The sequence below is a fragment of the Comamonas denitrificans genome, assembly GCF_017368815.1.
In the GTDB taxonomy this organism is placed as follows: domain Bacteria; phylum Pseudomonadota; class Gammaproteobacteria; order Burkholderiales; family Burkholderiaceae_C; genus Comamonas; species Comamonas denitrificans.
This window is the reverse complement of sequence record NZ_JAFNME010000010.1, coordinates 56,748-70,020: the sequence shown is the minus strand read 5'-3', so window position 1 is coordinate 70,020 and position 13,273 is coordinate 56,748. Positions and strand designations below refer to the sequence as shown.

Genomic DNA, 13,273 nt, shown 5'->3' with positions numbered 1-13,273 from the left:
TGGCAGCCTTTGGTCTATCTTGGCGAAGGAGTTTTCATGCGCAAACATTCCGGTACCCCCTGGTTTCCCCAACCCGCCGCCAGCGCGATTACCCCGCAACACATCTTTGCCGAACGCCGCCGCCTGCTGCAGCTGCTGGCAGCCACCAGCGCCACCGCCAGCCTCAGCCCCTGGGCAGCGCGCGAAGCCATGGCCGCACCCGCAGCCATGGACAAACTCGCCGCCCTGCCCGGCAAAGCCTCCACCGTGCCCGGCACGCAGCTGGCCGCCAAGCCCACCCCCTGGGACGATGCCACCAGCTACAACAACTTTTATGAATTTGGCTACGACAAGGCCGACCCCGCCCGCTACGCCCCCGCGATGCCAACCCGCCCCTGGAGCGTACGCGTTGAGGGCCTGGTGCAAAAACCGGGCACCTGGGCGCTGGAAGACCTGCTGCGCCTGCAGCCCATGGAAGAGCGCATCTACCGCCTGCGCTGCGTCGAAGGCTGGAGCATGGTCATCCCCTGGGTAGGCTACTCGCTGGCCGCATTGCTCAAACAAGTGCAACCCCTGGGCAGCGCAAAATTTGTCGAATTTGTCACCCAAGCCGACCCCGAGCACATGCCCGGCCTGCGCCGTGGCGGCCTGGACTGGCCCTACACCGAAGGCTTGCGCCTGGACGAAGCCCTGCACCCCCTGACCCTGCTGGCCTTTGGCATGTATGGCCGCGTCCTGCCCAACCAAAACGGTGCCCCGGTGCGCTTGGTGGTGCCATGGAAATATGGTTTCAAAAACGCCAAAAGCCTGGTCGCCATCCGCCTGGTCGAGCACATGCCGGCCACCGCGTGGGTTAAAGCAGCGCCCCACGAATACGGCTTTTATGCCAACGTAAACCCCGGCGTACCCCACCGCCGCTGGAGCCAGGCCAGCGAACGCGTCATTGGCCAAGGTGGCCTGCTGGCCCCCAAACGCGCCACGGAGCTATTCAACGGCTACGCCGAGCAAGTCGGCTCGCTCTATACCGGCATGGATTTGAAGCGCTACTACTAAGAACGTGTTCACGATCTAAGCCACCCAGGTATCGCATGGCCCATCCCATCCCGACCCGCCCCCCAAGCTTCCTGCACCCCCTGGTACACCCCCTGCTGCTGCACCGCGCTGCCAAACCCGTGGTGTGGTGCCTGTGCCTGGCCCCACTGGCCTGGCTGGTGGTGGCCCTGTTCACCCAGCAACTAGGGGCCAACCCCGCCGAAGCTTTGCTGCGCAGCACCGGCGACTGGGCCTTGCGCGGCCTGTGCCTGGCCTTGGCCATCACACCGTTGCGCCAAGCGCTGGGCCTGCCCGCCCTGGCACGCATGCGCCGCCTGATCGGCCTGTTTGCGTTTTTCTATGCAGCCATCCATGCCCTGTGCTACCTGTGGCTGGACATGGGCTGGCAATGGGCGCTGGCCCTGGATGATGTGCTGCAACGCCCCTTCATCCTGGTGGGTGCGCTGGCCGTGCTGCTGCTGCTGGCGCTGGCCTTGACCTCCCCAAAGCGTGCTTTGCAACTGCTGGGGGCACAACAATGGCAACGCTTGCACCACAGCATCCACGCCGCAGCGTGGCTGGCACTGCTGCACTTTTACTGGATGCGCCTGGGCAAAAACCAATGGGCCGAGGTGGCGGTGTACGCCGCCATCGTGGCTGCGCTGCAGGGGTGGCGCATCCGGTCGCGGCGCACGCGGGGCAGGGCGTAAAGACAGGGCTTGGCATAAGCCCGGTGCGGTGTGCTGTGGCTTAGAACGTGTTCATGATTTCCGCGCCCGCACACCCATGAGGAGATCGTGAACACGTTCTTAGGCCACTTGCTGCACCAGCGCCTCCGCCAGGCGCGCCTGCACTGCCTCGCGCTCGGCCAGGCGCTGGCGCAGCTCAAAGCACAGGCTGCGCAATTGCGTGACGCGGGTAACGATGCGGGATTGTTCGGCGAGGGGGGGCAACCCAACTGGAATTTGACCGAGAGTTCCCTGGCTCAGGGCTGGCACAGACGTACCAGCTTGATAAACCGTGAAATCGATTGAAGACAAAAGCAGGAACAAATAGCTAGTGCTCATCGCCGCCGACGGTGTGATACCCAAACAGTTGTTATCGATGGCTGTGGGTCGAACTAGGATGCGTCGCTTATTTGTAGCAATAGCGCCGCCAATTTTGGGGAATATGACTGTGCCTGACTGGTGGACGTTGATACGCAGTCTTTCTACCGTTTTGTCATCAATCGTGTGATTGGTTCTGACAATCTCCAGCTCATTCCCAGGCAAGTTCATGTCGCTTACTTTGGCGAATAAGATCGGCAGCCCTTCACGTCCTTGAGCCTCGTGAGGGAACCCTGAACCGATTGCCCAGGTACCAATCTCTGCCAACGATTGCCACTCCCACCCCACCGGCAACGCAAACGGTTTTTCCTCGTCCGCAATCGCCGCCAGCGGCTTGTCTTTTTTAATCTTGCCCTCGGCAATCAGCCGGTCTTTCTGCGCCCGAATCTTTTGCAGCAGCACGCTGGCGGGTTCATCGGCTGGGTCTTGCGGCACCAGCAGGCCGCGCACTGCGAGTTGCAGCAGGGTTTGCTCCAGCGCGTCGATGGCCTGGGGGCGGTCCAGCAGCAGGTCAAAGTGCTGGGCCACGCGCTGCCAGTTATCGGCCAGTTCTTCGGGCGTGGCGCTGGCAGTCAGCGTGCCCAGCAGGGTGCTGAGCAGTTGGGCGTGCTGCGTGGCCTCCAGCTGGCCCTTGGCCTCCAGTGCATCGCACAGGCGCATGAGTTCTTCGACGCGGGTGACGATGCGGGATTGTTCGGCGAGGGGGCAGGTCAGGCTCGCTGAACCCGCCTTGGCGGCAGAAATCCCTGACTGGCAGGCCTGACTCGGCCTGCTTCAAGAACCCAATGATCTGCTGCTCCGTGAATCGACTCTTCTTCATATCCGTCATTCTCCAGGTTGACGGACCTCACTTCCATTCGGCTGGTACGGCTGTGAGGGGGCAGGTCACTACAAGATGCTGCACAACCGGATGTACCTGGGCGAGATCGTCCACAAAGGGCAAAGCTTCCCTGGCCAGCACCAGGCCATCATCAGCCAGGCGCAGTGGGACGCCGCGCACGCATTGATCGCCACCGATGGCATCGAACGGCGGCGCGAAACCAACGACCGCCAGAGCGAACCGGTGCTGCTGCGAGGCCTGCTGTTCACGTCTGATGGCGAACGGCTGGTACCCAGCTACACCAAGAAGAAAGGTAAGACCTACCGCTACTACAGCCCGATCAAACACCGGCGCTTTGGCGCATGGGCCAGTCAGCACGGGCCGTTGCCTGCGGTGCCAGTTGAAGAACTGGTGACCGAGCAAATCGTGGCGGTGCTGTCGACCACGCACATCGTGCAATCGGTGTGGGACCGAATGCAGCACATCCGGCCTGACCTCACCGAACCGCAGATCGTGTTGCCGATGCGGAATCTTGCCAGTCTGTGGCAGGAGCTGTTTCCAGCGGAGCAGTGCCGACTGGCGCAATTGCTGATCGATCGCGTGGTGATTGCCGACAGCGGGTTGGAAATCATCTGGCGCGATCAGGGCTGGCAGGAACTGGCTGGAGAGTTGCTGCCCGGCACCATCGGTGCGGAATTGCAGGAGATGGAGGAAACCGTATGAAACCCAAAGTGCAGCCACTGGGCGCAGCCATCGCCCGCGAACGCCGGGATGGCGGGCAGGTGAAACTGTCCACCTTCATCCCGCTGAAGATCAGGAAGCGAGGCGGCAGCAAGGTGGTGGTGCGGCCGGACGGCCAGCTCGACGCGCCGGGCAAAGTGGTCACCCAAATCGACCAGCCCCTGCTGGTGGCACTGACGCGGGCTTTCTACTGGCAGCAACTGCTCGACGACGGCGTGGTGGGCAGTGGCAGCGACATCGCCCAGCGCGAAGGCCTGCACCACTAGACGGTCAACGAACTGCTGCGGCTGACACTGCTTCAGCCTGCCATCATCCAGGCCATCTTGGCTGGCCAACAGCCCCGGTGCATGAGCCTGCTGTGGTTCCAGCGCAATCCGCTGCCGACCGACTGGGTGGCACAGCGGGCGGTGGTGGCGGGGTTTGATGCCTGACCGGGTTACGAACCCTCGATCACCCGTGCCACATCACCGTGGCATTCGGCGCACTTGCCCACCAGCAGCAAGTCGCCACCCTTGATGGTGCCGCTGAAATTGGTGATCGTGGTTTCGTGACGGCACTGGCCACACCAGACGTTGGACAGCAGTCGCTGGCGGATGTCGGCAGGGATGGACTCCCAGCGCTGGCGGGCTGGCTTGGTGAAAGTGGGCAGTGATTCGATGGTCATAGTTCAGCGGACCCAGCGACGGGCGTCCTTCAAGAGCAGTAGCAATTGCTGATCGCGCAGCGGTGACGCGATGAACCCGAACCGGGTGTAGAACCTCGCCGCTTCTTCATCGAGGGGATGGGTCAGCATGGCGCGGATGCCGGCCTGCTCGGCAATCAGCATCGTGCGGCGAATCGCATCCTGCAGCAAACCGAAGCCGATGCCTCGCCCCTGATCCGCTACCGAGACAGCGAGCCGCGCCAGAATCACAACTGGCAATGGGTACTGCCCCATCCCCTTGCGGATGCGCTCTGGCGCTTCCAGCGTGTCGACTTGTCCCACGGTCAGACTGAAGTAGCCCGCCACGCGGCCATCGTCCTCGGCAACGACAAAGGTCTTGGCCGAGCCGCTGCCCTGCGCCTGGCGGGCGTGGCGCAACAGCCAGTCATTCAACGCGGGCTTGCCGCAATCAAAACCTTCCAGCCGATGCTGCGCGGCCAGCGGCTCCGGTGCGCGCAACGTCACTTCGTGTCCCAGGGCGCCTTACGGGCAAATAGGTCGCGCAAACCCTCGTTGGCCTGTTCGGGGCGATCCAGCAGATCCATCAGGGCCTGGTACTGGCTACCCGAGACCATGAACAATCGTTGGTCCAGCAGGGTTTGCTCGGCGGCCAGGCACGCGCTGTCGAGGATGAAGTCGGTCAGCGACTTGTGGGCCACCTCGGCGGCACGGCGCAGCACCACCTCCTGTTCGGGGGTGGCGCGCAGCCCAAGTCGGGCCGAGCGGGCGGAAGGCGACGATGCGACGGCAGTCATGGCAGCACCTCTTTTGTTAGATCAATTGCCGCAATGTTAGTACAAATGACGCACACTGTCTAGTTGCACTGGTGACCGGTCGCCTTGGTTGACGATGAATCACCGCGCGTAAGTTGTTGATTTTGTAATAGAAAGAACTGCGCCTACCTGCAGGCCAAACGGAGAATAGAGACGGGTCTGGTGGAGAAAGTGGCCGATTTCGGGCGTTTCGGCTGATGGCCACCCGCAGCACGGATGGCCGGGACCCCGCATGGCGCGGGGATTTCAGGCAAGAAAAAGGGCCCGGAGATTATCCGAGCCCTTCAATTTGGTGGAGCTGGCGGGAATTGAACCCGCGTCCGCAAGCCTTCGTCGGCCAGATCTACATGTTTAGTGTTCTGATTTGAGTCTCACCTTGCAAGCCGCGCAGACACACGCTGCAGGCAAGGCCAGCACCCTTAAATCTTGCTCAATACCAAGGTGCCCGGTACCAAGCCAGCTGATGTGAATTCCCTTGCAGCCTGGAGGTATTGCTACCCCCTTGCCCAGCCCATCAGCGTGCTGTTGCAAGGCTCACCGGATTTAAGCGGCGAGTGCGAAACGTTCGTCGTTTGCAGTTACTTTTGTGAATGGAGATTTACGAGCGTCACTCAAGCTCGACATGCACCGTACCGATCCCGAACCCACGTCGAAACCAGGGCAGCCCCTTAGACGGCTATTCTAATGGAAATCCAGTAAATTGAGTAGCCCTTGAGGTGAATCAATGATCGCATCAGGCTGCCAGCAACGGACATCATGCGCATCGCCCAAATAACCATAGCTTGCAGCGATGGCCCTCATTCCAGCCGCTTTTGCTGCTTGGATATCGCGCTCATCATCACCTACATAAATGCAAGCGCCAGGATCAACTCGCAAAGTGCTGGCCGCCGCCAACAATGGGGCTGGGTGTGGCTTGCTAAAAGCCGTGGTATCGCCACACACTAGAACTTGGTTTTTAGACAGTAATTCATCTGCTTGCACGATAGGCTTGGTAAAACGTTCTATCTTGTTGGTGACAATTCCCCAAGATTGGCAGTTTTTCTCCACGCCTTGCAACACTTCTGGCACCCCAGGAAAAATTCTGGAATGTGCGCCCATGCAAGCTTCATACGCTTGAAAAAATGCTTCCTTTAAATCACAAAACTCAGGATCGGTTTCCTGGATACCCAAGGCTAAGCGAAGCATGCCACGTGCCCCGGTGCCTACAAAGGGCCGGTAGTGAGCCAAGGGAAGTGGGAGCAGCTGTCGCTGAATGCGCAACGCATTTGCTGCCGCTGCTAAGTCTGGGGCACTATCGAGCAAGGTACCGTCCAAATCGAACAGGACGGCTTGAATATTTCTCCAACGACTCATACGACGGGGCGCTGTGCTGCCAATAAATAATTAACGCTGCAGTCTTGGCTTAACCAATAACGACCTGTCAAAGGGTTGTACTGCAAGCCAGAGCTGGCTTTAACGTCCAAACCAGCCTCTCGACAAAATCGCGTCAGTTCGCTAGGTCGTAAAAATTTCTGATATTCATGGGTGCCTGTAGGAAGCATTTTTAAAATATATTCTGCGGCCACAATGGCTAAGCCAAATGATTTCAAATTTCTATTTAATGTTGAGAAAAATACCCAGCCTCCCGGCTTGACCAAATTGGCGCAGGCATGAACCACGGATGCTGGATCAGGTACGTGCTCCAACATTTCCATGCAGGTCACAATGTCAAAAGCGGCAGGTTGCTCGGCAGCCAAAGCCTCTGCAGAAATCTCGCGATACGCAATGTGCGGGGTACCTGCTTCTAGTGCATGCAGTTGTGCTACTTGCAAGGATTTTTTGGCCAGATCAACGCCCAGCACTTCTGCTGCACCGCTACGTGCCATGGCATCGGCCAAAATACCGCCGCCGCAGCCAATATCCACTATTTTTTTATCCTTCAGCCCTGCAATTTGATCAATCCACCCTAAGCGCAAAGGATTCATTTGGTGCAGTGGTTTAAATTCACTTTCTGGATCCCACCAGTGATGGGCTAAGGCAGAAAATTTCTCTAATTCAGCGGGATCAACATTCATAGGTGCAGTCATGGCAGGACTAAAAAAACAGCTTAAAGATGATAAAAAAAAGCCCCGTTACCGGGGCTTTTTTAGCGAATCATAGGGGTTATTACTTGGCAGTGCCAACCACTTCGATTTCTACGCGACGATTTTTTGCACGACCTTCTTTGGTCTTGTTGTCGGCCACAGGCTGGGATTCTCCCTTGCCTTCGGTGTACACGCGTGCTTTATCAACGCCTTTGTTCACCAAGTAGGCTTTCACAGCTTCAGCGCGACGCACAGACAGTTTTTGGTTGTAAGCATCCGAGCCAACCGAGTCAGTGTGCCCCACAGCAATGATCACTTCCAGGTTGATGCCACCAATTTTGTTGGCCACTTCGTCCAGCTTGGCTTTGCCTGCGGGCTTGAGAACAGCCTTGTCAAAGTCAAAGAACGCATCAGCAGCAAAAGTCACTTTGGAAGCAGCAGCGACAGGCGCAGCGGCAGCAGCAGGTGCAGCTGCTGGGGCAGCGGCAACTTGCAGTGCACCATCGCAGCCAGGAGCGGCTGTAGCAGGTGTCCAGTTGGCATCGCGCCAGCACAATTCATTGGTACCGTTTTTCCAGACCAGTTCGTTGGTGCCGTTTTTCCAGTTATCGATGGACTGAGCGCCAGCGGCCGTAGCCAGGGCTGCACCAGCAAACAAAATCGCCACTTTGTTGAGTTTCTTCATGATTCTCCTCTTTGGGATAAAGCCGCTATTCGCGAAATTCGTAAACGTCGCCAATGACCACCACTAGCGAGCGCTGTTTGGAATTGTGCCACACGATGCCTAAAAATACAGATGCCAGCTGGCGGTAAATGCCCAGCGCTTAAACATTCTTAAAAATGTGTGGCCCTCCAGCAACAGTCTATTCCCTCTAGAATTAACTGTTTCGCTGCCTCAGCATAACTAGAAGCCGTCCATGACCCAGTTTGCCAAAGAAACCCTACCGATCAGCCTTGAAGAGGAGATGCGCCGCAGCTACCTCGACTACGCCATGAGTGTGATTGTGGGGCGGGCCCTGCCCGATGCACGCGACGGCTTAAAACCGGTGCATCGGCGGGTGCTGTTTGCCATGCACGAGCTGAACAACGATTGGAATCGCCCGTACAAAAAATCGGCACGTATCGTCGGTGACGTGATTGGTAAATACCACCCGCACGGCGACACAGCGGTGTACGACACCATCGTGCGCATGGCGCAGGATTTTTCGCTGCGCCACATGCTGGTCGATGGCCAGGGCAACTTCGGCTCGGTCGATGGTGATAACGCGGCAGCGATGCGTTACACGGAAATTCGCCTGTCGAAAATTGCCCACGAAATGCTGGCCGACATCGACAAACAGACCGTGGACTTTGGCCCCAACTACGACGGCAGCGAAAACGAGCCCCTGGTGTTGCCCGCCCGCTTGCCCAGCCTGCTGGTCAATGGCAGCTCGGGTATTGCGGTGGGGATGGCCACCAACATTCCGCCGCACAACTTGAATGAAGTGGTCGATGCTTGCCTGCACCTACTGCACACGCCAGAGGCATCGATTGACGAGCTGATGGAAATCATTCCCGCCCCAGACTTCCCTACCGCCGGGATCATTTACGGTATTCAGGGTGTCAAGGACGGCTACCGCACCGGCCGTGGCCGCGTGGTGATGCGGGCCAAGGTGCACTTCGAGGACATTGACCGGGGCCAGCGCCAGGCCATCATCGTCGATGAGCTGCCCTACCAGGTGAATAAAAAAACGCTGCAAGAGCGCATGGCCGAGCTGGTGCACGAGAAAAAGCTCGAAGGCATCAGCCACATCCAGGACGAATCGGACAAATCCGGTATGCGCCTGGTGATTGAGCTCAAGCGCGGCGAAGTGCCCGAAGTGGTGCTGAACAATCTGTACAAACAAACGCAGCTGCAAGACACCTTCGGCATGAACATGGTGGCCCTGATCGACGGCCAGCCGCGCCTGTGCAATTTGAAGGACTTGATCTCCGTTTTCCTGCAGCATCGCCGCGAAGTGGTCACCCGCCGCACCGTATTTGAGCTGCGCAAAGCCCGCGAGCGTGGCCATGTGCTGGAAGGCTTGGCGGTGGCGCTGGCCAATATTGACGACTTCATCGCCATCATCCGCAATGCCCCCACGCCCCCTGTGGCCAAAGCCGAGCTGATGAACCGGCGTTGGGACAGCCAGCTGGTGCGCGAGATGCTGACCCGCACCAACACGGATGGCGGCGTGGTCAATGCTGACGATTACCGCCCGGAAGGCTTGGAAGCAGAATTGGGCATGCAAGACGATGGTCTGTACCGCCTGTCCGACACCCAAGCGCAAGAGATTTTGCAAATGCGCCTGCAGCGCCTGACTGGCCTGGAGCAGGACAAAATCGTCGCCGAATACAAAGACATCATGGCGGTCATTGAAGACTTGCTGGACATCTTGGCCAAGCCTGGGCGTGTCTCCACCATCATCGGCGATGAGCTGACTGCGCTGAAAACCGAGTTTGGCCAAACCAAGCTGGGCGCGCGCCGCTCCACCATCGAGCACAGTGCGCAAGACCTCTCGACCGAAGACCTGATCACGCCCACCGACATGGTGGTCACCCTTAGCCACACCGGCTACATCAAGAGCCAGCCGTTGAGCGAATACCGCGCGCAAAAGCGTGGCGGGCGCGGCAAGCAGGCCACGGCAACCAAAGAGGATGACTGGATCGACCAGCTCTTTATCGCCAACACGCACGACTGGATTTTGTGCTTCTCCAACCGGGGGCGGCTGTACTGGCTCAAGGTGTGGGAAGTGCCCGCCGGTTCGCGCAACTCGCGCGGGCGGCCCATCGTGAACATGTTCCCGCTGCAGGAAGGCGAAAAAATCAACGTGGTGCTGCCGCTGACCGGCGAGATGCGCAACTTCCCGGAAGACCACTACATCTTCATGGCCACCAGCATGGGCACGGTGAAGAAAACGGCGCTGTCCGAATTTTCCAACCCGCGCAAGGTGGGCATCATCGCCGTCGGCTTGGACGAAGGCGACTACCTGATTGGCGCGGCGCTGACCGACGGCAAGCACGATGTGATGCTGTTCAGCGACGGTGGCAAGGCCGTGCGCTTTGACGAAAACGATGTGCGCCCCATGGGCCGCAATGCCCGGGGCGTGCGCGGCATGAATATTGACGAAGGCCAAAGCGTCATCGCCCTGCTGGTGGCCGATGCCAGCGAAGAAGTGCCGGCCACGCCAGACACCCTCGACGCTACCTCGCCCGACAGCAACGCCCAAAGCGTGCTGACCGCCACCGAAAACGGCTACGGCAAGCGCACCCACATCCGCGAATACACGCGCCACGGCCGGGGCACCAAGGGGATGATTGCCATCCAGCAGTCCGAGCGCAACGGCAAAGTGGTCGCCGCCACCTTGGTCGCCCCCGAGGATGAAATCATGCTGATTACCGACACCGGCGTGCTGGTGCGCACCCGCGTGGCCGAAATCCGTGAAATGGGCCGCGCCACCCAGGGCGTGACGCTGATGAATTTGGACGCAGGGGCCAAGCTCTCCGGTTTGCAGCGCATTGCGGAAAATGATGCCGTGAACGATGCCGAAAACGATGTTGAAAGCGATGCAGGCAGCGATGCCCAGGCAGATGCTGACACCACCCAAAGCAACAGTGCGGCAGGCAGCCCCGAGACTACGGCTGAAGAATAAATAAGAGCACTTTGCGCTTGCACCACCTAGGTTTTAACCACTTTTGATCTGATAAAAATGAACCGCCCCTTTAACTTTTCTGCTGGCCCCGCCGCCATCCCTGAAGAAGTCTTGCAGCAAGCGGCTGCAGAAATGCTCGATTGGCATGGCTGCGGCATGGGTGTGATGGAGATGAGCCACCGGGGCAAAGAGTTCATCAGCATCTACGAAACCGCTGAAGCCGATGTGCGCGAACTGTTGGCCATTCCGGCCCACTTCAAAATCCTGTTCATGCAAGGCGGCGGCATTGCCGAAAACGCCATCGTGCCCATGAACCTCTCGCGCGCTGGCGTGGTGGACTTTGTCGTGACCGGTAGCTGGAGCCAAAAATCCTTCAAAGAGGCGGCCAAATACGCGCAGCCACACTTGGCCGCCAGCGGCAAGGACAGCGGCTTTACCCGCCCCGTGGCCCCAAAGGACTGGCAGCTGTCCAGCAACCCGGCCTACGTTCACATTTGCAGCAATGAAACCATTGACGGCGTGGAATTTCACGAACTGCCCGACCTGCGAGCCCTGGGCTGCGATGCGCCGCTGGTGATTGATTTTTCCTCGCACGTCGCCTCGCGCCCGGTGGATTGGAGCCGCGTTGGCCTGGCCTTTGGCGGGGCGCAGAAAAACATCGGCCCCGCAGGGCTGACCATCGTGGTCGTGCGCGAAGACCTGCTGGGCCACGCCCTGCCGATTACGCCCAGCGCGTTTGACTTTAAAACCGTGGCCGACAACCACTCCATGTTCAACACCCCGCCAACCTGGGGCATCTACATGGCGGGTCTGACCTTTCAGTGGCTCAAGCGCCAGCGCGAGGGCGAGCTGACCGGCATCGCCGCCATGGAGCAGCGCAACATCGCCAAGGCCCAGCGCTTTTATGACTATGTGGACGGCTCGCAGCTGTACGTCAATGCCATCGACCCGGCCTGGCGCTCGCGCATGAACATCCCCTTCCAGCTGCGCGATGCCAGCCGCAACGAAGCCTTTCTGGCCGGTGCCAAAGCCGCCGGGCTGCTGCAGCTCAAAGGCCACAAATCGGTGGGCGGCATGCGCGCCAGCCTCTACAACGCCATGCCCATGGCAGGCGTGCAGGCCCTGATTGCCTTTATGCAAGAGTTCGAGCGCACCAGCGCTTAAAACCTTCATTACAGAAGCTATTTGCGCTGATAAATAGCTGCTTTCACAGTCAATCAGCCCATAAAACGCCTATTTATCAGCGCTAACAGCTATAACAAAAGAGACACCATGAGCATCACCCCCCAAGCCAGCCCCGAATTGGCCCAGTTGCGCGACCAAATTGACAGCCTCGATCACCAGCTGCTGCACCTGCTCAACCAGCGTGCCCGTGTGGCCGAGCAGGTGGGCGAGGTGAAGAAGCGCGAAGGCTCCACCTTCTTTCGCCCCGACCGCGTGGCCCAGGTGATTGAGAAGATCAAAACTGCCAACCCCGGGCCGCTCAAAGGCACGCATGTGGCCGCCATCTGGCGCGAAATCATGTCCGCCTGCCTGGCCCTGGAGTCGCCCCAGCGCGTGGCGGTGCTCGGGCCGGAGGGCACTTTTTGCGAGCAGGCGGCCATCGAATACTTTGGCGGCGCGGCCAACTTCATGTACTGCAACAGCTTTGAAGAGGTGTTTCATGCCACCGCCGCCGGCAGTGCCCAGTACGGCGTGGTGGGCATTGAAAACTCCACCGAGGGCGTGGTCACCCGCTCGCTCGACATGCTGCTGCACACCCCTTGCCACATCGTGGGCGAGGTCAGCCTGCTGGTGCGCCACAACCTGATGCGCTCGACCAACAGCCTGCAAGACATCGAGGTCGTCGTCGCCCACCCCCAAGCGCTGGCGCAATGCCAAGCTTGGCTGTCCAAGCACCTGCCCGATGCCGAGCGCCGCCCGGTCGAGAGCAATGCAGAAGGGGCCCGCCTGGCCGCCTTGCACCCTGGCTGGGCCGCCATTGCCGGTGAGCGCGCAGCGCAGCAGTTTGGCCTGCACATCGTCAGCCACGCCATCCAGGACCAGGCTTACAACCGCACGCGCTTTGCCATCATTTGCCTGCCGCACACCCTGCCCACGCCTGCGCCGTCGGCCAAAGACTGCACCAGCCTGATCATCTCGGTGCCCAATCGCCCCGGTGCCGTCCATGATTTATTGGTGCCACTGAAAAAGCACGGCGTTTCGATGACGCGTTTTGAATCGCGCCCGGCGCGCACCGGCCAGTGGGAGTATTACTTTTACATCGACATCGAAGGCCACCCTGCCCACCCCCATGTCGCCCAGGCACTGCAAGAGCTGCAGCACCTGAGCGCCTTCTACAAACAACTGGGCACCTACCCGGTGGCGGCCTGAACGGCGCAATGC

The 13,273-nt window shown here is 59.6% G+C and carries 13 protein-coding genes, 1 other RNA gene and 2 pseudogenes; 7 read left to right on the top strand and 9 right to left on the bottom strand.

Translation table 11 applies throughout. From position 1 onward, the window contains the following. Positions 1–36: 36 nt before the first annotated feature. Positions 37–1,032 (top strand): protein-methionine-sulfoxide reductase catalytic subunit MsrP, encoded by a 996-nt coding sequence (gene msrP / locus J1777_RS06390; protein ID WP_207574983.1) that lies wholly within the window; start codon positions 37–39, stop codon positions 1,030–1,032. A gap of 35 nt (positions 1,033–1,067) precedes the next feature. Continuing rightward, entirely contained in the window at positions 1,068–1,721 is a 654-nt protein-coding gene (locus tag J1777_RS06385; protein ID WP_207574982.1) for a protein-methionine-sulfoxide reductase heme-binding subunit MsrQ, read from the top strand. A gap of 99 nt (positions 1,722–1,820) precedes the next feature. On the opposite strand, the gene J1777_RS06380 is transcribed toward J1777_RS06385, so the two are convergent. After that, positions 1,821–2,777: a restriction endonuclease subunit S gene (locus J1777_RS06380; RefSeq protein ID WP_242700423.1), complete on the bottom strand. Its 957-nt coding sequence runs from the start codon at positions 2,775–2,777 to the stop codon at positions 1,821–1,823. A 55-nt stretch (positions 2,778–2,832) separates the two neighbouring features. Continuing rightward, positions 2,833–2,937: pseudogene (locus tag J1777_RS06375) on the bottom strand (transposase); the annotation flags it as partial. A gap of 75 nt (positions 2,938–3,012) precedes the next feature. Between J1777_RS06375 and J1777_RS06370 the strand changes: the two are divergent. Then, positions 3,013–3,660 (top strand): recombinase family protein, encoded by a 648-nt coding sequence (locus J1777_RS06370; RefSeq protein WP_242700422.1) that lies wholly within the window; start codon positions 3,013–3,015, stop codon positions 3,658–3,660. Next, positions 3,657–4,109, top strand: a pseudogene (locus tag J1777_RS06365) (hypothetical protein). The gene J1777_RS06370 and the pseudogene J1777_RS06365 overlap by 4 nt, the downstream one beginning before the upstream one ends. Before the next feature lie 5 nt (positions 4,110–4,114). Here J1777_RS06365 and J1777_RS06360 read toward each other — a convergent pair. The 7 genes from J1777_RS06360 to ompA all read right to left on the bottom strand — a co-directional run bounded on the left by J1777_RS06360 (position 4,115) and on the right by ompA (position 7,902). After that, positions 4,115–4,342 (bottom strand): hypothetical protein, encoded by a 228-nt coding sequence (locus J1777_RS06360; RefSeq protein ID WP_207574980.1) that lies wholly within the window; start codon positions 4,340–4,342, stop codon positions 4,115–4,117. A 3-nt stretch (positions 4,343–4,345) separates the two neighbouring features. After that, positions 4,346–4,846: a GNAT family N-acetyltransferase gene (locus J1777_RS06355; RefSeq protein WP_207574979.1), complete on the bottom strand. Its 501-nt coding sequence runs from the start codon at positions 4,844–4,846 to the stop codon at positions 4,346–4,348. Next, positions 4,843–5,136 (bottom strand): type II toxin-antitoxin system TacA family antitoxin, encoded by a 294-nt coding sequence (locus J1777_RS06350; protein ID WP_150094976.1) that lies wholly within the window; start codon positions 5,134–5,136, stop codon positions 4,843–4,845. The genes J1777_RS06355 and J1777_RS06350 overlap by 4 nt, the downstream gene beginning before the upstream one ends. A 308-nt stretch (positions 5,137–5,444) precedes the next feature. Continuing rightward, positions 5,445–5,822: a transfer-messenger RNA gene (gene ssrA, locus J1777_RS06345) on the bottom strand. Positions 5,823–5,835: 13 nt separating this feature from the next. Next, complete coding sequence (gene gph / locus J1777_RS06340; protein WP_207574978.1) at positions 5,836–6,507, bottom strand: phosphoglycolate phosphatase; 672 nt, start codon at positions 6,505–6,507, stop codon at positions 5,836–5,838. Further along, positions 6,504–7,220: a bifunctional 2-polyprenyl-6-hydroxyphenol methylase/3-demethylubiquinol 3-O-methyltransferase UbiG gene (gene ubiG, locus J1777_RS06335; protein WP_207574977.1), complete on the bottom strand. Its 717-nt coding sequence runs from the start codon at positions 7,218–7,220 to the stop codon at positions 6,504–6,506. The genes gph and ubiG overlap by 4 nt, the downstream gene beginning before the upstream one ends. 79 nt (positions 7,221–7,299) lie before the next feature. Continuing rightward, positions 7,300–7,902 (bottom strand): outer membrane protein OmpA, encoded by a 603-nt coding sequence (gene ompA, locus J1777_RS06330; protein WP_207574976.1) that lies wholly within the window; start codon positions 7,900–7,902, stop codon positions 7,300–7,302. A 232-nt stretch (positions 7,903–8,134) separates the two neighbouring features. Here ompA and gyrA point away from each other — a divergent pair, with 232 nt between their 5' ends. The 3 genes from gyrA to pheA all read left to right on the top strand — a co-directional run bounded on the left by gyrA (position 8,135) and on the right by pheA (position 13,261). Next, positions 8,135–10,888, top strand: coding sequence for a DNA gyrase subunit A (gene gyrA / locus J1777_RS06325; RefSeq protein WP_207574975.1), 2,754 nt, complete (start codon positions 8,135–8,137; stop codon positions 10,886–10,888). Positions 10,889–10,945: 57 nt separating this feature from the next. Then, positions 10,946–12,052, top strand: coding sequence for a 3-phosphoserine/phosphohydroxythreonine transaminase (serC, locus tag J1777_RS06320; RefSeq protein ID WP_207574974.1), 1,107 nt, complete (start codon positions 10,946–10,948; stop codon positions 12,050–12,052). 108 nt (positions 12,053–12,160) lie between these two features. Beyond that, positions 12,161–13,261, top strand: coding sequence for a prephenate dehydratase (gene pheA, locus J1777_RS06315; RefSeq protein ID WP_207574973.1), 1,101 nt, complete (start codon positions 12,161–12,163; stop codon positions 13,259–13,261). The last annotated feature ends 12 nt before the right edge of the window (positions 13,262–13,273 follow it).